The organism is Bacillus sp. ISL-41, from assembly GCF_018613235.1.
Lineage (GTDB): Bacteria > Bacillota > Bacilli > Bacillales > Cytobacillaceae > Mesobacillus.
Genome location: NZ_JAGGQP010000029.1, coordinates 190946 through 212943, shown reverse-complemented (window position 1 = coordinate 212943; position 21998 = coordinate 190946). Strand labels below are relative to the sequence as shown.

At 43.2% G+C, this 21998-nt stretch carries 19 protein-coding genes; 15 read left to right on the top strand and 4 right to left on the bottom strand.

Going from position 1 to position 21998, the window contains the following annotated elements:
• The first annotated feature begins 16 nt into the window (after positions 1-16).
• Positions 17-1549 carry a flagellin N-terminal helical domain-containing protein gene (locus J7I80_RS23535; protein ID WP_214739158.1) on the top strand — a complete coding sequence of 511 codons (1533 nt, stop codon included), beginning with the start codon at positions 17-19 and terminating at the stop codon, positions 1547-1549.
• A gap of 221 nt (positions 1550-1770) precedes the next feature.
• Positions 1771-2007, top strand: a complete 237-nt coding sequence (locus J7I80_RS23745; RefSeq protein WP_483297708.1) for a flagellin — start codon at positions 1771-1773, stop codon at positions 2005-2007.
• A 392-nt stretch (positions 2008-2399) separates the two neighbouring features.
• On the opposite strand, the gene J7I80_RS15135 is transcribed toward J7I80_RS23745, so the two are convergent.
• Positions 2400-3260: a DNA endonuclease gene (locus tag J7I80_RS15135; protein WP_214739157.1), complete on the bottom strand. Its 861-nt coding sequence runs from the start codon at positions 3258-3260 to the stop codon at positions 2400-2402.
• Positions 3261-3396: 136 nt separating this feature from the next.
• Between J7I80_RS15135 and flaG the strand changes: the two genes are divergently transcribed.
• The 9 genes from flaG to prfB all read left to right on the top strand — a co-directional run bounded on the left by flaG (position 3397) and on the right by prfB (position 12673).
• Positions 3397-3756: a flagellar protein FlaG gene (flaG, locus tag J7I80_RS15130; protein WP_214739156.1), complete on the top strand. Its 360-nt coding sequence runs from the start codon at positions 3397-3399 to the stop codon at positions 3754-3756.
• Positions 3757-3768: 12 nt separating this feature from the next.
• The gene (gene fliD, locus J7I80_RS15125; protein WP_251027785.1) at positions 3769-5844 is read left to right on the top strand and encodes a flagellar filament capping protein FliD; all 2076 of its coding nucleotides are present in this window, start codon (positions 3769-3771) and stop codon (positions 5842-5844) included.
• Between the two features lie 23 nt (positions 5845-5867).
• Positions 5868-6269, top strand: coding sequence for a flagellar export chaperone FliS (gene fliS, locus J7I80_RS15120; RefSeq protein WP_214739155.1), 402 nt, complete (start codon positions 5868-5870; stop codon positions 6267-6269).
• Entirely contained in the window at positions 6269-6613 is a 345-nt protein-coding gene (gene fliT, locus J7I80_RS15115) for a flagellar protein FliT (RefSeq protein ID WP_214739154.1), read from the top strand. The genes fliS and fliT overlap by 1 nt, the downstream gene beginning before the upstream one ends.
• Positions 6614-7003 (top strand): DUF8042 domain-containing protein, encoded by a 390-nt coding sequence (locus J7I80_RS15110; RefSeq protein ID WP_214739153.1) that lies wholly within the window; start codon positions 6614-6616, stop codon positions 7001-7003.
• A gap of 175 nt (positions 7004-7178) precedes the next feature.
• A complete protein-coding gene (hpf, locus tag J7I80_RS15105) occupies positions 7179-7724 on the top strand; it encodes a ribosome hibernation-promoting factor, HPF/YfiA family (RefSeq protein ID WP_214739152.1) in 546 nt (181 codons plus the stop codon).
• Between the two features lie 108 nt (positions 7725-7832).
• Positions 7833-8675, top strand: a complete 843-nt coding sequence (locus J7I80_RS15100) for a DUF1028 domain-containing protein (protein WP_214739151.1) — start codon at positions 7833-7835, stop codon at positions 8673-8675.
• A 219-nt stretch (positions 8676-8894) separates the two neighbouring features.
• The gene (secA, locus tag J7I80_RS15095) at positions 8895-11408 is read left to right on the top strand and encodes a preprotein translocase subunit SecA (protein ID WP_214739150.1); all 2514 of its coding nucleotides are present in this window, start codon (positions 8895-8897) and stop codon (positions 11406-11408) included.
• Between the two features lie 154 nt (positions 11409-11562).
• Positions 11563-12673 (top strand): peptide chain release factor 2 gene (gene prfB / locus J7I80_RS15090; RefSeq protein WP_214739149.1). Its coding sequence is split into 2 segments (ribosomal slippage): positions 11563-11634 and positions 11636-12673, totalling 1110 coding nucleotides; the frame shifts between segments, so codons are not numbered across the junction.
• A 347-nt stretch (positions 12674-13020) separates the two neighbouring features.
• Here prfB and J7I80_RS15085 read toward each other — a convergent pair.
• The 3 genes from J7I80_RS15085 to J7I80_RS15075 form a co-directional block, all read right to left on the bottom strand.
• Positions 13021-13467 (bottom strand): hypothetical protein, encoded by a 447-nt coding sequence (locus J7I80_RS15085; RefSeq protein ID WP_214739148.1) that lies wholly within the window; start codon positions 13465-13467, stop codon positions 13021-13023.
• Positions 13468-14189: 722 nt separating this feature from the next.
• On the bottom strand, positions 14190-14876 hold the full coding sequence (locus J7I80_RS15080; RefSeq protein WP_214739147.1) for a nuclease-related domain-containing protein: 687 nt from the start codon (positions 14874-14876) through the stop codon (positions 14190-14192).
• A gap of 743 nt (positions 14877-15619) precedes the next feature.
• On the bottom strand, positions 15620-18196 hold the full coding sequence (locus J7I80_RS15075; RefSeq protein WP_214739146.1) for a CoA-disulfide reductase: 2577 nt from the start codon (positions 18194-18196) through the stop codon (positions 15620-15622).
• Positions 18197-18736: 540 nt separating this feature from the next.
• Between J7I80_RS15075 and J7I80_RS15070 the strand changes: the two genes are divergently transcribed.
• From J7I80_RS15070 to ftsX, 4 genes are all read left to right on the top strand, one after another.
• Complete coding sequence (locus J7I80_RS15070) at positions 18737-19600, top strand: YitT family protein (protein ID WP_214739145.1); 864 nt, start codon at positions 18737-18739, stop codon at positions 19598-19600.
• Positions 19601-19650: 50 nt separating this feature from the next.
• Positions 19651-19965, top strand: coding sequence for a cytochrome c551 (gene cccB, locus J7I80_RS15065; protein WP_214739144.1), 315 nt, complete (start codon positions 19651-19653; stop codon positions 19963-19965).
• Positions 19966-20409: 444 nt separating this feature from the next.
• Entirely contained in the window at positions 20410-21096 is a 687-nt protein-coding gene (ftsE, locus tag J7I80_RS15060; protein ID WP_214739143.1) for a cell division ATP-binding protein FtsE, read from the top strand.
• Positions 21086-21979: a permease-like cell division protein FtsX gene (ftsX, locus tag J7I80_RS15055; protein ID WP_214739142.1), complete on the top strand. Its 894-nt coding sequence runs from the start codon at positions 21086-21088 to the stop codon at positions 21977-21979. Before ftsE ends, ftsX begins: the two co-directional genes overlap by 11 nt.
• Positions 21980-21998: the final 19 nt, after the last annotated feature.

Sequence of the window (21998 nt, the reverse complement as noted above, 5' to 3'; positions counted from 1 at the left end):
AGGAGGAAATTTAGTAATGAGAATTAATCATAATATTGCGGCACTTAACACTTATCGTCAGTTGAATAGTGCTTCAGGTGCACAATCAAAATCAATGGAGAAACTTTCTTCTGGACTTCGTATTAATCGTGCTGGAGATGACGCTGCAGGTCTAGCAATCTCTGAAAAAATGCGTGCTCAGGTACGTGGTTTAGAGCAAGCTGGTAGCAATGCGCAAGATGCAATTTCATTAATTCAAACAGCTGAAGGAGCTCTAAATGAAACACATGATATCCTTCAACGTATGCGTGAACTATCTGTGCAAGCATCAAACGATACTGCTACTAATGATGATCGTAAAGCGCTGCAAGACGAAGTAAAGCAGCTTAAGAGTGAAATTGATAGAATTGGTAATAATACTGAATTTAATACAAAGAAATTATTAAATGGTGATTTATCTGGTAGTCAAGTTGGTGGAGTTGGAAGCAAATTAGGTACTGCCACTGCTGCTTCCATTAAAATTGATGATTTTGATCCAACTTCAAATGCAATCACAGCTAGTATTTCGCAAGAAGTTCAAGTTAAGGTAGATGGTCAAACATTTAACCTAAGTGGAGTTACAGGTAATGACCACTTCGAGTTTTTCCAAAATCTAGAAACTAGCCTGAATTCTGCGATTGATGCTTATAATACTAGTAATCCAAATGCACAAATAACAAAACCAAAATTTGAAATTTCAGATGTCCAATCTGAGACGAGTATGGATTTCGTTATTACTAGTGGAACAACAGGCAGTTCATCACAAATTGAATTCAAAATACTAGACGATGCTAGTAATACTAGTGCACCAGCTTCAACCGACCTGATTACAAAGTTAGCTGATGATACAACTTGGACAGAAGGTTCAGATGGAAAACTTTCTGCTGAAGCTGCAACTGCAATTACTAATCTAGAATTGACTGACAAATTAACTATGAGTGTAAATGGAAATAAAATCGCTGTCGATCTAGAAACTGTTGAAGCTGCGTCATATCTTACTGATGCTGAGATGTCTGGAACTGGAAGTTTATCTGAGGATCTAAAAACAGATATTCAAGCAGCATTAGATAAATATGAAGAATTAACTGGTACTGATTTTGGGAATGTTGATGTTAAGGTTAAGGATGGTTCGCTAGTTATTGAATCCGATAAAGCAGATACAGTTACTATTGAATTTGCTAAGAGTGATGCTGCTGATGCTTTAGGTCTTTCAGGCGCAGGAACTTCAAATACTGGCGGATTAGACTTCCATATCGGTGCAAATAAGGGGCAAAATATTAATCTGCAAATTAATGACATGACAACAAGTGGTTTAAATGTTGCAGATATTGATATCGCTACTCGTGAAGGTGCAGACAATGCAATTAAGTCCTTAGACGATGCAATTAAATCGGTCTCTACTGAACGTGCAAACCTTGGTGCTGTTCAGAATCGTTTAGAGCACACTATCAACAACTTGAATACATCGTCAGAAAACCTAACTGCTGCGGAATCTCGTATCCGTGACGTTGATTATGCTTTAGCTGCTTAACAGTGACAAGCACAGTCGTCCTGGCTGGTAACGGCTAGTGAATATTATCGGGTGAATTGCTGGAAACCCCTTAGAGCTTTCTTCCCCACAACGGAGCTGGAAACGGCAAACGTGATGGGTTGAAAAGAAGGAAGATATGGGCAATCAGCAGCCAAGCTCCTGTCTCGAAAGAGTGGAGAAGGTTCAACGACTAGGATAAACCATCTAAGGCGAAAGCTATGATGATGAAATCCGTAGGTGAAACAATGGTCATCAGCATTGTGAATCCGAAGTGCCCGACCCCTACTAGATTGCTAGAGGGTGAAGATATAGTCTGGTCATTTGTGAAAGCAAATGTTCGCACGATGGCGAAAGAAATGATGAACCAAACTAAGAATTCTATTCTTTCTCAAGCAGCACAAGCAATGTTGGCTCAATCAAACCAAATGCCTCAGGGAGTTTTACAACTTTTAAGGTAAAGATTTGAAGGGCGTCTAGCTTGGTAACGAGCTAGAGTATAACTGGGTGAATTGCTGGAACTTCCTAAAGCTTTATCAACCACAACGCAACTGGAAACGGTCAGCGTGAAGGTATGAAAATGATGAAGATAAAACAATGGATAATCAGCAGCCAAGCTCCTGTGAGGAAACTCTGGAGAAGGTTCAACGACTAGAGAACACGGTCTAAGGCAAAAGCTATGGCTATGAATCTCGTAGGGCAGCAATAGTAGCTGTTCGAAGTGCCCAGCCCCTTGAAGACAAGGGTGAAGATATAGTCTATTCTGTAACTGAAAGGTACAGTCGCAAAGCAAGCGAACCAACAACCACAAGGAGTTCTACAACTTCTTCGTTAATTTAAAAAGGGATGGCCGTTATTCTAAACGGCCATCCTTTCTTAATTCTCGGATTTTATAAACAATTGACCAGTAGGAACGATTTAATTGTTGTGCAATAGCTTTATCGGTTTGATCAGCCATTTTAAGAGTAATAATTGTCTTTACTTCTTGTTCAGTGTAGTTCTTCCATCTTTCCGAATCTGAAGAAAGGATTTTAAAATCAGGATACTGCAATTGAAGCTTTTCTTTTTCAATCTCAAATCTTTTCTTCCAATCAGTTTTGTACTCCAATTTACATTCTTCAACCGCACTTTTAATTAATTTTAAAAACCTCATGCTATCATTGACCTTCGTCAATTTTAATATGTACCCGTATCCATCTTTTCTTTTGTTTAATGAGAAGCTGATATTAAAATTTTCATCAATGTGTTTCTGAAGAATTTCTAAATCATCTTTGAGGTAGCTTTGTAAGTATAAGCATATGTGGGGAGTTAAATAGATATGTTTCTTGCGGACATTAATCCTCCTTGATATACAAAGTGATCCATCGTCTAAATAAAGGACAGCAATAAATTCTGGTAAAGTACATAGAGGCAGTAATTCATCGGGGAGTATCTTTCTTCCCTCGTTATTATAAAAATGAGGATATAATTTTGTGAAGAGGCTGTTTGATTTTGAAACTAAATAATCTTTAGAACTGCGTAAGTAAAACAGCTGTGGCAACATGGAAACTTTCCATTCTCGATAGGCCAATTGGTTAATACTAAAGTGTTCTCGATAGCTATTATTTTTCCTCCTGCTTCCTGGGTATATCTTTGTGATTTCTCCATCTGCCATAATACTCCCTATTAGAATATTCACTTGAGTCAAAGTTAGTTTACCTAAAAGCTCCTTCATATAAAAACCTCCTAAACAGGAACGTTTGTTCTGTATCTATTATAATGTGAAATAGATTAAATGTAAAAACATTAAACTTAGCCTGATTTATTCCGATATAACTACTATAAAACGTATAGTGCAGGAGGAATTGGAGATGATTGAACGCTTATCATCCAATGAATTATCCTCACAACTTAGAAACATCGAAAATTTTGATGTAACCACTGAGAAACAGGAAGAAGTTTTACAAGTTGAAAAGAAAGATGATATCAATGAGTCACTGAATTTCCCAAAAGAGAAAGTAAAAGAAATCGTTGATGGCATGAATAAATTAATGGAGGATTCGCCTACTGCGCTGAAGTTTGAATTCCATGAAAAACTTAATGAATACTACGTAAAAATTGTAGACGAGAAAACGAAAGAAACAGTAAGAGAGATTCCTCCGAAAAAGATGCTTGATTATTATGCGGCGATGACTGAGTTCATTGGTCTGATGGTGGATAAAAAGATTTGAAGGTGATTGGGTATGTCTAATATGCGGATAGGCGGTTTGGCGAGTGGCATGGATATCGACCAGATCGTAGGCGATTTGATGAAGGCAGAGCGCATGCCGCTTGATAAATTGAAACAACAGAAACAGGTGCTTGAATGGCAGCGGGATGATTATCGTTCAATGAATAGCTTGCTGCTTGGCTTTCGGACTGAATTGACAAACATGAAACTCACAACTCAATACCGGGCGAGATCAGTTACATCAACAAACTCCAACATGATATCAGCCACTGCAAGTAGCGCTGCTTCACAGGCTTCATATACGATTAAGAGTGTCACGAGCATGGCCTCAGCGGCTACAAAGGTCAGTTCAGGTATCTCAACGGATGCACTCAATAAGGTCGACGCCTCGAAATCGCTCTATAGCCAACAGTCTAAAATGTCTGGCGGTTCGGAGTTTCAATGGACAGATGGGGCAATCGGAAGCAGAACCGTAAAGGCTGACGGGGTGCTAAGCCAATTTCCTGGAAACTTAAATGATGGTGAGAAAATTAAGCTTTCAAGCCTTAGTGAAATGTCAGTGAAAGTGAATGGGAAAAATTATACACTGGTTGAGGATGTAGCTGGCGTTGTTTTAGAAGCAAATCAAGTTGCAGTTGATGAAAACGGACAATTGCGTTTCAGTGGTCCGCTTGCTAAGGATTCAACAATCAAATTTGATTACATCCTCAATGAAAAGATTGAAACCAAGAAATTCTCGTCAGGGACATCTGCCTGGGAGATCGGCTCACCAATTTCTAACGTTACACTGGAGGTAGATGGAATTACCTACAAGTTGAGCCCTGACCAGCCTGATTCAGCTGGCTTTAAAGCCCTTGTCGCAGATGATGGTTCTTCAATCGGGAGAGTCAATCTTGAAACAGGGAAAACGGAATTCGTTCCGGCATTAGCGACTGAAAAAGAAATAAAGGTCACTTATACGCCAAAATATGCTTCCTTTAGTTTAACCAGTGAAACATCAAAAGGTAGGCTAAGTGAGAATTTTTTGATTTCCACAACCGATTCTCTTAACCAGGTTGTGAACAAGGTGAACAGTTCGAATGTCGGGGTAACGATGTTTTATGACCAGTATGCGGACAAGCTATCGCTAACGAGAACCGAGACGGGGGACTTTAATGACGGTAGACTTTCTGGTGGTGGAGTTCCTGCAGTCAACCAAATTAAAGCGACAGGATTATTCGCTACTGAACTCCTGCAATTATCCGCTGGTGACAGCAATGGGACCAATGCTGTTTTTGAGATTAACGGCATGCAGACAAGCCGTAGTTCCAATACATTCGAGATGAACGGGGTAACTTTTACATTAAGAAATAAATTTGCTGACACGGACCCAGCGGTTTCCTTGTCGGTTAACAATGATTCAAACAAGGTCTTTGACAATATTAAAGCATTTGTTGATAAATATAACGAATTGATTGATAAGATACAAAAGAAGACATCAGAGGAATATTACCGGAGCTATAAACCTTTAACTGATGAACAGCGTGAGTCATTATCAGATAAACAGCAGGAGCAATGGGAAGAGAAGGCAAAGAGCGGCTTGCTCAAGAGAGATCCAATTTTAACCGGAGTCCTCAACGGAATGCGCAGCAATTTTTATGCTCCAGTTAAAAGTGCAGCCGTAAATCCATTGATGAATCAGCTTGCTAGCATTGGGATCAAAACGACCGCAAACTATATGCAGGGTGGAAAGCTTGAGATTAATGAAGCAGAGCTGAAAAAAGCGATTGAAAACGATCCAGCTTCTGTTGAAAATCTATTCCGCGGAACAGGCACAACAAGTGACGAGCAAGGAATTGTCCATCGGCTTTATGATACAGTCAATGGGGCAATGGATAAATTAAAGGAGCGTGCAGGGAACTCGTTTTCTACAACAAAGCAGTTCTTGCTGGGCCGCCAGCTCGATAATGTTGACCGACAGATTGACCGCTTTGAGGATCGAATGATTAAAGTGGAGGACCGTTACTGGCGCCAATTCACAGCCATGGAAAAAGCAATCCAGCGGTCGAACAGCCAGTCGATGTATTTGATGCAGCAGTTCAGTATGTAAGTTTTAAAAAAGGAGCGTTCTAAATGGCACTAAATAATCCGTACCAGTCTTACCAGCAGAGTTCTGTTAATACTGCATCTCCTGGGGAATTGACGTTGATGTTATATAATGGATGCTTGAAGTTTATCAATCTTGCGAAGCAAGGCATTCAGTCGAAGGACATCCAGGCGAAGAATTTGAATATCCAGAAGGCGCAGAACATTGTCCAGGAGTTGATGGTGACGCTGAATATGGATCTTGAAGTCTCGCAAAATATGATGTCGTTGTACGATTTCATGAACCGCCGCTTGATCGATGCGAATATTAAGAATGATCTGGGTGCTCTTGAGGAAGTGGAAGGGCTGGTTACTGAATTCCGTGATACGTGGAAGCAGGTCATCCAGCTGAACCGCCAGAAGCAGCACAGCCAGGGTGGCATGGCGTAGTGAGTGCAGTAAAGAACTTTTACGAGGCAACAATTGAGTTGATTCAGATTCTGCAAAGTTATCAGGGAGAACGGGATGAGAAGATTTCAAAAGTGGAAGAGCTTTTGGACAGGCGCGAGGTCCTTATGAAAGAAATCGTTCCTCCCTATACTCCTGAGGAAGCTGAGCTGGGCAAGCAAATCGTCGAACTGAACGCCAGTCTTGAGCAGTTTTTAAAAACTGAAAAAGTCTCGATTCAGAAAGACATCAAGAACCTGCAGGCGAAAAAAGAATCAAACACAAAATATGTCAATCCATATCAAAACCTTTCGACAGATGGCATGTTTTACGACAAGAGGAAATAGGTGAATGGATTGAATGCGTTAAATGAAGAGAAAATGCTCTTGGTCAGGCAGTATATCGGTTTGCTGGATACCATTGAAGAAGCATTTGGACATATCTTTCTTTGTCTTGAAAAACTGAGGCTGGAGGACGCTGATCACTTGTGGGATGATGTCAGTTTGGCGTTTGGGCAAATCCATCTATCCAACCAGGTTCTGGCTGAGCATTTTGGGGAGCGACCGGAAGTCCTGATCCAATTCACTTCTTTTACGAATGTATGGGAAAAGGCTCAATTACTTCATCATTCTGATTACAGTATATGGGAAGAGGTAATTGGTGAGAGTATTTATCCTGCTTTTTCCGAATGGTCCAGGAAAATCAATAAACAATTCAGGCCTTATTACATCAACTAAACCGCCCAATCCCGGGCGGTTTTCCCATATTCGGACAAGCCTCTACAAATTATCCACTATTCCGACGGTAAAAACAGACATAAAAATGTCAAATCTTCAGACTGTTTTTGCAGGAGTTCTTTGGGGTAAAATAGAATTAGTAATACATAGTCATATCCCAAAGGAGGAGTCCACTATGAACTACAACATTCGTGGAGAAAACATTGAGGTAACGCCAGCAATCAGAGAGTATGTAGAGAAGAAGGTTGCGAAGCTTGACCGGTATTTTACCGAGTCACCCAATGCCAATGTGAACGTGAACCTGAAAGTTTACCAGGATAAAAAATCAAAAGTTGAAATTACGATTCCGATGAAGGACCTTGTGCTTCGCGCGGAGGAGCTTCATGAAGATATGTATGCTGCGATTGATTTGATCACTGATAAGCTTGAACGTCAGATCCGCAAGCATAAGACAAAGGTCAACCGCAAGTTCCGTGAAAAGGAAAGCCTTAAGGATTACGCTCCAATTTTCACAGAAGTTGAGCAGATTGAAGAAGATGAGGATCTTGAAGTTGTCCGTACCAAGAGCTTTGACCTGAAGCCGATGGACAGCGAGGAAGCGATCCTGCAGATGAACATGCTGGGCCACAGCTTCTACGTCTTCACAAACGCTGAAACAAACCAAACAAATGTTGTTTACAAGCGTAACGACGGCCGTTATGGTTTGATTGAAGCTCAATAATAATCTAACACTCTACCCACAGTCAGAAATTGGCTGTGGGTTTTAATATGTTCTTTTGAAGGAAATATTATGCCGAGTGCCGAAATATTTTTATAGGAGGCGATACATATGACATTTTCAATCGTAGGTTATGATAACCAGGAAAAAGAATGGGGAATTGCCGTACAATCTAAATTTCTTGGAGTAGGGGCAGTTGTTCCGTTTGCGAAGGCTGGTGTTGGAGCTCTGGCTACTCAGTCATACGCGAATACAGCATATGGCCCGCAGGCCCTGGAGCTGATGGCTCAGGGGAAATCTGCTGAGGAAGTGATGGAGCTGATCACGAAGGACGACCCCGACAAGGAAATGCGCCAGGTCGGCTTGATTGATGCAGAAGGAAACGGTGCAACTTTTACTGGTACATATTGCTATGACTGGGCGGGAGGAATGACTGGCAAGCATTTTGCGGCGCAGGGAAATATTTTAGTTGATGAGAATACTGTGAAAGCTATGGCAGATACATTTGAGTCGACGGAAGGCTCGCTCGCACACCGTTTGCTTCAGGCACTCAACGCCGGCCAGCAAGCGGGTGGCGACAGCAGAGGCCAGCAGTCGGCGGCACTTCTTGTCGTCAAGGAGAAGGGCGGATATGGCGGTTACAACGACCGTTACATCGATTTGCGTGTCGATGACCATCCGGAGCCTATCACCGAACTGATCCGCATCTACGGACTGCAGCAGCTTTATTTTGCAAAAGCAAAGCATGAGAACATTGTGGTAGTTGATGGAGAGGTCAAGGCGACAGTCGTCCAGCATCTCAAGCGTCTTGATTACCTTAAGGCGGATCCAGATGATGACGAAGAACTCCACAAAGCGCTCACTGCCTATATCCACACCGAAAACTTCGAGGAAAGAGAGCAGGAGAAGGGCAAGATCGACCTTGAAGTTTTGGATTTTATGAAAAATCAATAATACCTGGGGTCCCTCTGTCTGATGGCAGTGGGACTTTTCGCCTTTTCCGATTGGTTGTCACTCCCTTTTGTAAGTGGTAGAATAGTAAGAAGAAATAAATCGAATTTTTCTAAAAGGGATTCGGTGCGTTAACAGCGAATCTTTTTTCTTTGGAACAATTTTTTACGACAAACAACTTATAAAATACAACGAGATTCAATAGATAAAAGGAGCGTCTGTATGGGGATTTTAACGAAAATTTTCGACCAGAATAAACGCGATATCAAAAGATTGACGAAAATGGCGGACCAAATCGATGCGCTTGCAGGTGATATGGAAAAGCTGTCAGACGATCAGCTCAGGGAAAAGACGGAGGAGTTCAAATCCCGTTACCAGAACGGCGCGTCTACTGATGACCTGCTAGTTGAAGCGTTCGCAGTCGTCCGTGAAGGTGCTAAGCGTGTCCTTGGTTTGTATCCTTATAAAGTCCAGTTGATGGGTGGTATTTCCCTCCATGAAGGGAATATCTCTGAAATGAAGACTGGTGAAGGTAAAACCCTTACAGCGACAATGCCGGTTTACCTGAACGCAATCACTGGTCGCGGTGTGCATGTCATCACGGTCAACGAATACTTGGCAAGCCGTGACGCCGTTGAGATGGGCAAGCTGTATGAATTCCTTGGCCTTTCTGTCGGCCTCAACCTGAACAGCATGACGAAGGAAGAGAAGCAGGAAGCGTACCGCGCTGATATCACTTATGGTACGAACAACGAATTCGGCTTCGACTATCTTCGTGACAACATGGTGCTTTACTCAGACCAGAAGGTTCAGCGTCCTTTGCACTTCTGTGTCATCGATGAAGTTGACTCCATCTTGATCGATGAAGCGCGTACGCCATTGATTATCTCGGGTTCTGCGCAAAAATCTGCCGCACTATACATTCAGGCGAATGCATTCGTGCGCACGCTGAAGCGTGAAGAGGACTACACTTATGATGAAAAAACGAAGGGTGTCCAGCTGACTGAGGAAGGAATCACGAAGTCCGAGAAGGCTTTTGGCATCGAGAACCTTTTTGACATCAAGCATGTGACATTGCTTCACCACATCAACCAGGCGATGAAAGCCCAGGCGAGCATGCACAAGGATGTCGATTATGTCGTCCAGGACGGCGAGATCGTTATCGTTGACCAGTTCACTGGCCGTCTGATGAAGGGGCGCCGCTATAGCGAAGGCTTGCACCAGGCGATCGAGGCAAAAGAAGGCCTTGAGATCCAGAATGAAAGCATGACGCTTGCGACAATCACATTCCAGAACTACTTCCGTATGTATGAAAAGCTTTCCGGTATGACGGGTACGGCGAAGACTGAGGAAGAAGAATTCCGCAATATTTACAATATGAACGTTGTCGTTATCCCGACGAACCGTCCGATCGCGCGTGACGACCGTCCGGATTTAATCTATGCATCGATGGAAGGGAAGTTCAAGGCGGTAGCCGAAGACATCGCTGAGCGCCATCAGGCTGGACAGCCGGTCCTTGTTGGTACGGTTGCGATTGAAACTTCCGAAATCATTTCTGCGTTTTTATCGAAAAAGGGCATCAAGCATAATGTCCTGAATGCGAAAAACCATGAGCGTGAAGCGGAAATCATCGCGGAAGCCGGTTCGAAAGGCGCGGTTACGATCGCGACGAACATGGCGGGCCGTGGTACGGATATCAAGCTTGGTGAGGGTGTTAAAGAAGTTGGCGGTCTTGCGGTTATTGGTACAGAACGACACGAGAGCCGCCGTATCGACAATCAGCTTCGCGGACGTTCCGGACGTCAGGGAGACCCTGGTGTGACGCAGTTCTATCTTTCTATGGAAGATGAACTGATGCGGCGCTTCGGTTCTGACAATATGAAATCGATGATGGAGCGCCTGGGCATGGATGACACCCAGCCAATCCAGAGCAAGATGGTTTCAAGAGCCGTTGAATCTGCGCAAAAACGTGTTGAGGGCAACAACTTCGATGCTCGTAAGCAGTTGCTTCAGTACGACGATGTTCTTCGTCAGCAGCGCGAAATCATCTACAAGCAGCGTGACGAGGTTCTTGAATCTGACAACCTACGAGACATCGTTGAAAAAATGATTAGGTCTGCATTGGAGCGCAATGTCTCTGCCCATACGCCAGCAGGCGAGGATATGGAAAAATGGGATCTGAACAGCATCATGGACTACGTAAACGGCAACCTGCTACACGAAGGCGACATCACTGTCGAAGACCTTCGCGGCAAAGAGCAGGATGAAATCATTGAAGCCATCATGGCGAAGGTGAAAGAGCGCTATGATGAAAAAGAAGAAATGCTGACAGATGAGCAAATGCGTGAATTTGAAAAAGTTATCGTGCTGCGTTCGGTTGACTCGAAGTGGATGGACCATATCGACCAGATGGACCAGCTGCGCCAGGGTATCCACCTGCGTGCATATGGCCAGATCGATCCGTTGCGCGAATACCAGCACGAAGGGTTTGCGATGTTTGAAAACATGGTACTTTCCATCGAAGACGACGTTGCGAAATATATCATGAAAGCTGAAATCCGCAGCAACCTTGAGCGCCAGGAAGTAGCGAAAGGCCACGCGGTGAATCCAAAAGAAGGCGAAGGCGGTAAAGTTAAGAAGAAGCCTGTCGTCAAATCAATGGATGTCGGCCGCAATGACCCATGCATCTGCGGCAGCGGCAAGAAATACAAAAACTGCTGCGGCAAAGCAGAATAAAACCTGCTTCACCGCACTACCGCACCGGGGGTCTGACCCCCGGTGCGGTGATGCGTTAAAGAGACTCCAAGAGGGCGCGGGTAACCGGCTCTCTTTTTCCTTGCTGCATAGAATGAGGTATAATAGTAATTAACTTTCTTTTGAGGTGAATGATATGGAATTAGCGGATATCAGGAATGAGCTTGAAAAAACAGCTAAGAAATTAGCGGACTTCAGGGGGTCTCTTTGACCTTGAAAATAAAGAAGCGCGGATCGCTGAGCTAGAGGATGGCATGCTTGCGCCGGACTTCTGGGATGACCAGCAGAAGGCACAGGTTGTCATCAACGAAGCAAATGCGCTGAAGGAACAGGTTAATGTTTTTAACGAGCTGAACGAGACATACGAAAATCTCGATCTAACTTATGAGCTTGTAAAAGAGGAAGACGACGCTGACCTTCGGGAAGAGCTGGAGAAGGAGCTTTTGGAATTCAAGGAGCGCATGAGTGAGTTTGAGCTTCAATTGTTGTTGAGTGAAGAGCACGATAAAAATAATGCAATTCTTGAGTTGCACCCAGGTGCTGGTGGAACGGAATCACAGGACTGGGGCTCAATGCTGTTGCGCATGTACACGCGCTGGGCGGAAAAGCGTGGGTTCAAGGTAGAAACTTTGGATTACCTGCCAGGGGATGAAGCAGGAATCAAGAGTGTCACGTTGAAAATTAACGGACATAATGCTTACGGCTATTTGAAGGCAGAAAAAGGCGTACACCGTCTGGTACGTATTTCGCCATTCGACTCTTCAGGACGCCGCCATACTTCTTTCGTATCCTGCGAAGTGATGCCGGAGTTCAACAACGAAATCGAGATCGAAATCCGTACGGAAGACCTGAAAATCGATACGTACCGTGCAAGCGGCGCCGGCGGTCAGCACATCAACACCACTGACTCAGCCGTCCGGATCACGCACTTGCCAACTGGTGTCGTTGTTTCCTCGCAGGCAGAACGTTCACAGATCAAGAACCGTGAAACATCGATGAAGATGCTGAAAGCAAAGCTTTACCAGCGTGAAATCGAACAGCAGCAAGCCGAGCTGGACGAAATCCGCGGCGAGCAAAAAGAAATCGGCTGGGGCAGCCAGATTCGCTCCTATGTATTCCACCCGTACTCCATGGTAAAAGACCACCGCACCGGCGCCGAATCCGGCAACGTCCAAGGCGTTATGGATGGCGATATTGATATGTTTATTGATGCTTATTTGAGGTCTAAGTTAAGTTTGGGTGAATAAACCGAACTGAATATGAGTTTTGGGAGTCCCCCGCCGGGTTGGCGGGGGATTTTTTAGTGGGAAACTCGCCCGTTTGGGGACCTGGAAAAATTATTCTCTTAATAAATGTTGATAATCTCCCGAAACAAAGACGGAATCTCCCGAAAGACGGATTTAATTGCCCGAAAAACAGCAATAATAAATCCAAAAACACAAATAATCGTGCCGTCTGCATAATTTTGGTAAAGTTGAGATGTGGAGTTTAATCCTTAGGGCAATATTTCGATGGATATTCAAAGTAGAATAGAAAAACGCTCTGAGTAGGAGATGAAAACTCAGAGCGTTACTATTTAAAGTCATATCTAGGCTTACTTCCACCAATAATTGTTCTGCTTTTCTCTTAAAACAGAAACCTCACTTGCCATATCCCTTTCAATTTTAGTTAGTTCTGTTCCAATGTCCTGTAAAACTGATAAATCATATTCAGCCATTCTATCTTTAGTAGTAACACTCCAATATCTAGCCCACAATTCATCTATTTCTTTCGATCTTTCTGTCTCGTTTGGCAAATAAAGTTGGTAGGCATTTTGTAACGAGCTCAAACTAACTTCAACCGTTTCTTTGGATAGCTCACCTTGGCTATATGAAATTTGTACTTCATTATTTAGTTGTATCTGCTTGTTAAACCATTCAAGGTCTGCGTATTCTGATTCAATAACTCTTAATTTCCTGGAATCCTTCCACCCAACAAGATAAGCAGCAAAAATTGTGAAAAATAGAGCCGCAGTTAATAGCATTACGATTTTTTTCTTCATTATTATCAAACCTCGTAGAATTTAGTTAAAGCAAAGATGTATTTGAGCCATCCTCAACCTTTTGGTTTCTGACTATCCTTATGTCCCTTTTTCGATAGAAGTGTATCTAACTTGTCTTCAATCCTTTGTAATCTGTCATTTCTATTCCTCTTTAAACCGATAGAAATAAAATATATACCTAATAGTGCTAGTAGTAAGATGGCAGGGGGCATGATATATACCCATAAACTATCACTTTCTTTAATGGGTTCAATAACTTGGAATAGATACATGCACACCGTTCTTTTCTAAAAACATGCTGACCTATAAATATCTGGTCTCTTTTTAGCTTATCATAATTATTTACTTCTAAATAGAATGGAATTAACAATTATTTACCAATCGGATTTCTTACTTAAGTAAATCAATACCCCAGAGGCAGTTCAATTTTTCAACTCAAAAAAACTAGCCAATATATGTTCGATAATAAACCCGATTCTTCGTACTCCCGGTATGTTCGAGTTCCATAATCCCAAGCAAGTAACTCGCAACTTTCTGTGATGGAAGATGCAGAAAGGCCCTTAGCTGCATGTTCGAAACTGTAGGACCAATCAGTAAAAAGTAATCGAAGACAGCCTGTTCATGTGCATTGGTCGAAGTAGTTCCGCAATGAGGGCAGTACCATTTCCTTGAGATTCTTTCCATGTGGAAGCGGTGGCAGGATGGACAGAGGATGCCAGATGTTATTTCAGAAGGGGAGATATTGTACTTGCTGATACTTGCTTTTCAGGTTCATGGCTCTTGATCAGCAGTTTCGCTAACTTTTTTACATCCTTGATCGAAAGAAATTCTCTTTGGTGACGATTTTGATATTCATCTACTTTAAAGACCAATTGTCCTCCTTTACAAACTCGGTTAAAAATTTCTAGGTTTTTACTTGGATTTTGCAGGATAGAGCCATGATTGCTGTAGGTGACTAGGAACTCAAGTGGAGGCGGGTTGATATTATGTTTATTCAGCCAGTTCCTGAATTGATAGACTTGCCTTTTCACCTGGTCGACGGGGCAATCATATACTTCCATGCTGTCATTGTACTTGCGAAACACCTGTTTAAAATCAGGGTCGAATTCGATGATGCCAGGCATATTCTTATTTTCAATCAGCAGGGCAAATTTGGTTGATAAAAGAAGGAAATCAATTTGGAAGTAGTTCGTGCCAAGTGGAATGCGGAGATCCTGGAGGATGGAAAAATCATTTTCATTTAAAAGGCTAATGTAATAATCCATATCCTGCTCGCCTTTTAAACCAGCTCTTTTAATCAACAGATCTTTTAGAATTTCTTGCCTTTTGGGATGATCAAGAGGGAGTCTGCGCAGCAACGCTTCATTTACGAGTATTCTCAGTGGGATCGTTCTTCTTTTTGCTATCAAAAAGCCTTCACTCCTTTAGGTTAATAGCAACATATTCGATAATTCTCGATAAAAATCCTGAATAGAAAAAACAGAAATATCAGGTCATATAAGAACCAGCACGAAACAAATAAGGAGTAATAAAGGTAACCCCCAACTATACATCGGTTCAAACCCTTAGTTACCTATTTTCAACACCCCCATGTGCAAAGCAAGAAGTACAAAATAGATATGAATCACAAACAAGTATGCAAGCACAAAACAGATAAGGAGTAAAAAAGGTAACTTCCAATCAAACAACGGTTCACCCCTCAATTACCTATTTTCAACAACCCCACGCGCTAAGCAAGAAGGACAAAATAGATATGAATCACAAACGAGTAAGCAAGCACCAGACCAATAAGGAGTGAAAGAGGTAACTTTTTATCAATTTTCTATATAAGTGACTCGTCAGATCACCAAAGTTGAATAATAGAACATGTAGAAGTGGAGAAATCAGGGGGGATAGAGGAGTTTTTGATAAAATTCAGCTGATATATGGGTCTATTTTTTAACTGGAAAAATTATTCTCTTAATTCAAAGGGATAATTGAGCAATCTTTATAACTATTCTCCCGAAACTGGAGAGGAATTGCCCGAAACTGACCAATAATTGCCCGAAAATCCACCATATTCTTTCCTTCATCCGAAATTTGGAAAATTCAACCTCGAAAAAACACCAAAAAAGCAGCCTCCCGCCGTGGAAGGCCGCCCTCCAAACCAATATTAGATAAACAAATTCAATCCAGAATCCTCAGCGTCACCGAGATAAGCTGCTACGCCGCCGATTTCGACTCCGTCGATGAGTTCTTCTTTTGCGATGCCCATGATGTCCATGCTCATGCCGCAGGCTACTAGCTTGACGCCGGCGTCCATGGCGTTTTTCATCAGAGTTTCAAGGCTGTCGACGTTTTTGTTGGCCATGACTGTCTTGATCATCTTGGAGCCCATGCCGCCCATGTTCATCTTGGACAGTGGCAGGTTGTTTGCGCCCTTCGGCATCATCATGCTGAACATTTTTGCCATCATGTCTTTCTCGGTTGATGGTGCGTCGTTGCGCTTCAGGATGTTCAGTCCCCAGAAGGTGAAGAACAAGGTTACTTCTTTGCCCATCGCCGCCGCACCGGATGCGATGATGAAGGTTGCGATGGCCTTGTCGAGGTCGCCGCTGAACACGACCATCGTCGCGCCATTTTTAGCCGCAGTCGGCACGCCAGTTGGAACCTCAACAGGAGCCACCATCGTATTCATAGGCACGACCACATTGCCTTTCATGATTTGCGCTTTGAACTTTTTATCCTCAAACTTGTTGCTGATCAGCTTGTTGCCTGTTTTCTCACACCAAGCTTTGATATCCTTCGCGAAGCCTGGGTCTGTTGCGTGGACTTCCATCACTTCGCCGTCCTGCATATCGCCAATAGTTTTATACACTTTCATGATCGGACCAGGGCAAGACAGGCCGCAAGCATCAAGAGTTGTTTTTACAGTCGGCGGTACAGCTGCCACGGCAGGAGCGACAGAATCAGCGGCTACAGGAGCGGCTTCAACAGCCAATCCAACACTAGCCTGGGCAGCACCAGCAGCGATTTCCTCCATCGCAGCATTACGCTGTGCAACGCCATTGTCGCTGATCGGTGTACCACAGTTCTCGCTCGCATCTGGCTCGAACACGCAAGAGTAAGTCTTGTAGCCGCCATCCAGGTTCTTTACCTTGAATCCAGCCTGCATCAAGATGCGGGTAGCAAGGTAACCGCGAAGGCCGACCTGGCAGTAAACGTACACTTCTTTCGTTGGGATCTCACCCAGACGGTCGCGAAGCTCGCCAAGTGGAATATTCACAGAACCCTCAATCATGCCCATATCGCGCTCGATTGGCTCACGGACGTCAATCAGGTAACCGCCATCAGCTAAAATATCATTGATTTCATGCCATTGAACTGTTTCCACTAGACCTTCGGCTAAATTCTTCGCTGCATAGCCAGCCATGTTGACTGGGTCTTTTGCAGAAGAATATGGCGGTGCGTATGCCAGTTCAAGATCCGGCAGGTCAAAAATCGTCATGCCGCCTTTGATGGCAGTTGCTAATACGTCAATGCGCTTGTCTGCGCCATCATAAGATACAGCCTGTGCACCGAAGATTTTTCCTGTCTCGCGGTCAAAGATCAATTTTAGTGCGATCGGGAAGGCCCCTGGATAGTATCCAGCGTGAGAGCTTGGGTGAACGTGCACGACATCGTACGAAATGCCAAGACGCTTCAAAGTCTTCTCATTATTACCTGTTGCTGCAACGGTCATGTCGAACACCTTCGCGATGGACGTGCCAAGTGTGCCCTGGTACTTGGAGTCGATGCCGTTGATATGGTCAGCGACGATACGTCCCTGGCGGTTGGCCGGCCATGCAAGCGGGATGTGAGTTGCCTGTCCGTTGATATAGTCTTTCACTTCGATTGCGTCACCGATTGCGTAAATGCTTTCGTCAGCCGTCTGCAGGCGTTCGTTGACACGGATGGCACCGCGAAGTCCTAGCTCCAGCCCAGCTTCCTTAGCCAATTTATTTTCAGGCGCAACGCCAATCGCAAGAATAACGAGGTCAGTATCAATTTGCTTGCCGCTGTTCAGGTTAATGATTTGTCCGTTCTTTTCAAAAGATTTCACGCCGTCTTCAAGGACAAGATTCACACCTTTTTCACGTAGGTGCTGATGTAAAATAGAAGCCATTTCAAAGTCGATTGGCGCCATGATCTGATCAGCCATCTCGACGAGTGTTACTTCAACACCGCGTTCCCAAAGGTTTTCGGCCATTTCAACACCGATGAAGCCGCCGCCGATGACTGTCGCTTTCTTTGGCTGCTGCTCATCAACATACGCCTTGATTTTATCAGTATCAGGAATATTGCGAAGCGTGAACAATGCTTCCGCTTCATTAATGCCCGGAATTGGCGGCTTAATTGGACTTGCTCCTGGTGATAAAACAAGCACATCATAGCTTTCTTCATAAGTTTCGCCTGTTTTAAGATTCTTGATTTCAACTACTTTTCGTTCGCGGTCAATGCGCGTCACTTCACTCAAGTTGCGGATGTCCATGTTGAATTTCTTGGACATGCCTTCAACTGTCTGCACCAGCAATGCGTCTCGTTCCTGAATCGCACCGCCAATATAATAAGGAAGTCCGCAGTTTGCAAAAGAAATATATTCACCTCGTTCGATCATCACGATTTCTGTCTGTTCATCCAATCTTCTTAAACGAGCAGCCGTTGTAGCTCCGCCTGCAACTCCACCTACGATTACCACTTTTTTAGCCATATTCATTACCCTCTTTCTGAAAAATTTATATAGTTTCGATTTGTTATTGGTCAGTTACTTACAAGCTCTTTATTTACAATCCGTAATCTACAGTCTGGCCAGATGCTGGACCCGAATATGTGTAATGGTGAGCATGTGAGGTATTAAAAAAATGTATTTTTCTTTTCTACAGGAAAGACTAATCATATGACCGCCTCCTTATACGTGAAATATATCACAAAGTACGACTAGGGGTAAGGGTATTTGATGAAACGTCAAAAATTGTTCATAATTTCACAAACACAACTAATTCCTACAATATTTTGCTTGCAAAATAAACTAGACGAATTGTTTCTATAATATAGGCTCTGTTTGACAGTAATAGTGTTAGTGAAAATGATAATATTCGTTTTTACATCAAATAAGTCTCAAATAACGCAACACCAGGGAAGGTTTCAAAATCAACTTTGCCCCTTTAACACGGCGCACTGCTAGCGTTTACAGAAAATTCGACACGTGCTATACTCACTGACGGCATTAAAGGGAAAAGGGGATAGGACTGTGAAAAAACGGCGAAATCATACGATAAATCCAACTTTAGAAAAGCTGATTGAATATGTATATGTGTTGATTGGTTCTGGGATTGTGGCCATTTCGTTCAATGTGTTCTTGCTGCCGAACCGGGTTGCTTCAGGCGGGGTCAGCGGGATCAGTACGATTTTGGATGCGACGCTTGGCTGGGAGCCGGCGTATGTGCAGTGGGCTTTTAATATCCCGCTGTTTATTGCGGGGGTTGTTTTACTCGGGAGACAATACGGGTATAAAACTCTTGCAGGGACCATTTTCCTTCCATTTGTCGTGTTCCTGACGAATGACGTAAAACCATGGACTCTGGATCCTTTACTTGGATCATTGTTCGGCGGAATTGGCGTCGGTCTTGGTCTTGGCATTGTTTTTAGAGGAAACGCGTCAACTGGCGGTACTGATTTGGCGGCGCAAATTATCCACAAGTATACTGGGCTGTCGCTTGGTACCTGCGTGGCGTTGATTGATGGACTGATTGTATTATCTGCAGCAATTGTATTCGATATTGAACGCGGTCTTTATGCGTTGATCGGGCTTTATGTGACCAGCAAAACGATTGACCTTGTGCAGGTCGGCATCGGGCGCTCGAAGATGGCGATGGTCATTACAAACCAGCAGGATGAAGTTCGTGAAGCAATTTTGAATAAAATAGACCGCGGAGTGACAAAACTATCAGCATACGGCGGCTATACGGACCAGGAACGGCCAATTATCATGTGTGTCGTGGACCAGACGGAGTTCACAAAATTGAAACAATTGGTCCAATCCATTGACCCATCAGCATTTGTCATTGTAATGGATGCTTCTGAGGTATTGGGTGAGGGTTTTAAAAGAGCCTAATATTGGTATAAAATAGTCGTGTATGCAAAATTTTCTTAGGGGGAGTTAAGTTGAAGAAGAAATTATTAGCTCTATTAATGGGAACCTCCTTGGCACTGGCAGCTTGCGGAGGCGGCGGTGATGAAGCTGGCGGTGGGGACACAGCTGGTGCGGATCCAGAAAAGCTCTATAATCAAAAATGCTCTAGCTGCCATGGCGGTGACCTGGAAGGCGGAGTTGGACCTAAGCTAAGCGATGTAGGTTCACGTTTGTCACAAGAAGAAATTGAAAGTGTAATCGCAAACGGTCAGGGCTCAATGCCTCCAAAACTGCTTGAAGGCGACGATGCTTCAGCAGTGGCTGAATGGTTGGCTAACAAAAAATAAGAGTTTTAAGGAAACGTCCTGATTACAGGGCGTTTTTTTTATGCTGTTCTTTCCAATACAACCATAGGGAAATTGCTGTCTTTATACATTTTCGTAAAATCGCCAAATTATTTAGCAATTCAGCAAGCTTCACAAAATGTCCATACATGTTACGACAAATACTTGTTACATTGCAGTAATAAAACTAAAAATTCTACTAAATAAAAAAGTGGATTATACCAGTATTTTACTAAGTTAATAGCTGGCTTGAGAAGCAGAACAACGGTCAAATCAATAGATAGGATATCCACTGTAGGGATTTAGTGGAAAAAAATGCCCGATTTGAAAAGAAACTGTAATAATTAAAAGGGTTTTTTTACTATAGGGAGATGCTATAATAGGTTTGTTACAAATTGTCGAAGAATAGCCGATTTGATAAGACTAACTATCTAAGGTGATACAAAAATGATAGATATGCAGGATGTTTATAAAACATATCCTAACGGCATTGTTGCCGCTAATGGAATTAATGTTCATATAGATGCAGGTGAATTTTTATACGTAGTAGGGCCCAGCGGTGCTGGAAAATCCACTTTTATTAAAATGATGTACCGGGAGGTCAAGCCTTCCAAAGGTTCCATCATTATAAATGGTGTCAATCTAGCAAAGTTGAAGGACAGCAAAGTACCATTGCTGCGCCGGAATATTGGCGTTGTGTTCCAGGACTTCAAATTGTTGAATACTCTTTCAGTCTATGAAAATGTCGCTTTTGCGATGGAAGTCATCGAGGAACAGCCGCAATATATCAAAAAGCGCGTTATGGAAACTTTGGAACTTGTCGGACTTAAGCATAAGGCGAGAGCGCTTCCTACCGAGCTATCAGGAGGAGAACAACAGCGTGTTGCCATTGCTCGTTCAATTGTGAACGCACCGAAAGTGGTGATTGCCGATGAGCCCACTGGAAACCTTGATCCCGATACTTCATGGGAAATTATGAACATTTTCGAAGAAATTAACTTAAGGGGAACCACGATCGTCATGGCTACCCACAACAAAGAAATCGTCAACACAATCACGCATCGCGTCATCGCGATTGAGAATGGCAGGATTGCCCGTGACGAAATGAAAGGTGAATACGGATATGAAAGCTAGAACATTTCGCCGCCATGTCCGGGAGAGCTTTAAAAGCTTAGGCAGGAATGGCTGGATGACTTTTGCCTCCGTAAGCGCCGTTACAGTTACCCTGCTTTTGGTCGGTGTCTTTTTCGTCATTATGATGAATTTAAATAAAGTCGCAACCACGATCGAGGAAGATGTAGAAATCCGAGTCCATGTGGATGTAGCAGCGAACGACAAAGATAAAGCGGTACTGGAACAAAGAATCAAACAGGTTCCGGAAGTCAAAAGCGTAAAATATTCTTCTAAAGAGCAGGAGCTCGAAGCCCTCATCGAAAGCATGGGTGAAGAAGGAGAGGCTTACAAGCTTTTTGAACAAGATAATCCGTTGAATGATGTGTTCGTCATAAAGACGAAAAACCCAACCGATACAATGAAAGTCGCAAAGCTAATTGAAAAACAGGAATATGTAACATCTGTAAAATATGGCCAGGGTAAGGTAGAGCAGCTATTCAGCTTTATAAAAATAAGCCGGAATGTCGGCCTTATACTGATTGTCGGCCTTCTGTTCACAGCGATGTTCCTGATATCGAATACGATTAAAATAACCATCATGGCCCGCAAACGAGAAATTGAGATTATGAGACTTGTAGGAGCAACGAATAATTTCATTAGATGGCCATTCTTTTTAGAGGGTTTATGGCTTGGCATACTTGGGGCAGTGATACCAATCGCTGTCGTCTCCAGCGCCTATTATTATGCATTCGATTTCTTGAACGATCGATTGAAAGACCACTTTATTAAATTGCTAGAATTTAACCCGTTTGTTTATCAATTATCGGCGATCCTGATCATCATGGGTGCTGCAATTGGAATCTGGGGAAGTCTTATGTCCGTCCGCAAGTTTTTGAAAGTGTAGAGAAATTGCCAATAGACGA

Bases quoted from the DNA above. Each gene is read 5' to 3' on its own strand.
- J7I80_RS23535 (WP_214739158.1), top strand. From the start codon at position 17: ATGAGAATTAATCATAATATTGCGGCACTTAACACTTATCGTCAGTTG.
- J7I80_RS23745 (WP_483297708.1), top strand. From the start codon at position 1,771: ATGATGAAATCCGTAGGTGAAACAATGGTCATCAGCATTGTGAATCCG.
- J7I80_RS15135 (WP_214739157.1), bottom strand. From the start codon at position 3,260: ATGAAGGAGCTTTTAGGTAAACTAACTTTGACTCAAGTGAATATTCTA.
- flaG (WP_214739156.1), top strand. From the start codon at position 3,397: ATGATTGAACGCTTATCATCCAATGAATTATCCTCACAACTTAGAAAC.
- fliD (WP_251027785.1), top strand. From the start codon at position 3,769: ATGTCTAATATGCGGATAGGCGGTTTGGCGAGTGGCATGGATATCGAC.
- fliS (WP_214739155.1), top strand. From the start codon at position 5,868: ATGGCACTAAATAATCCGTACCAGTCTTACCAGCAGAGTTCTGTTAAT.
- hpf (WP_214739152.1), top strand. From the start codon at position 7,179: ATGAACTACAACATTCGTGGAGAAAACATTGAGGTAACGCCAGCAATC.
- J7I80_RS15100 (WP_214739151.1), top strand. From the start codon at position 7,833: ATGACATTTTCAATCGTAGGTTATGATAACCAGGAAAAAGAATGGGGA.
- secA (WP_214739150.1), top strand. From the start codon at position 8,895: ATGGGGATTTTAACGAAAATTTTCGACCAGAATAAACGCGATATCAAA.
- J7I80_RS15085 (WP_214739148.1), bottom strand. From the start codon at position 13,467: ATGAAGAAAAAAATCGTAATGCTATTAACTGCGGCTCTATTTTTCACA.
- J7I80_RS15075 (WP_214739146.1), bottom strand. From the start codon at position 18,196: ATGGCTAAAAAAGTGGTAATCGTAGGTGGAGTTGCAGGCGGAGCTACA.
- ftsE (WP_214739143.1), top strand. From the start codon at position 20,410: ATGATAGATATGCAGGATGTTTATAAAACATATCCTAACGGCATTGTT.
- ftsX (WP_214739142.1), top strand. From the start codon at position 21,086: ATGAAAGCTAGAACATTTCGCCGCCATGTCCGGGAGAGCTTTAAAAGC.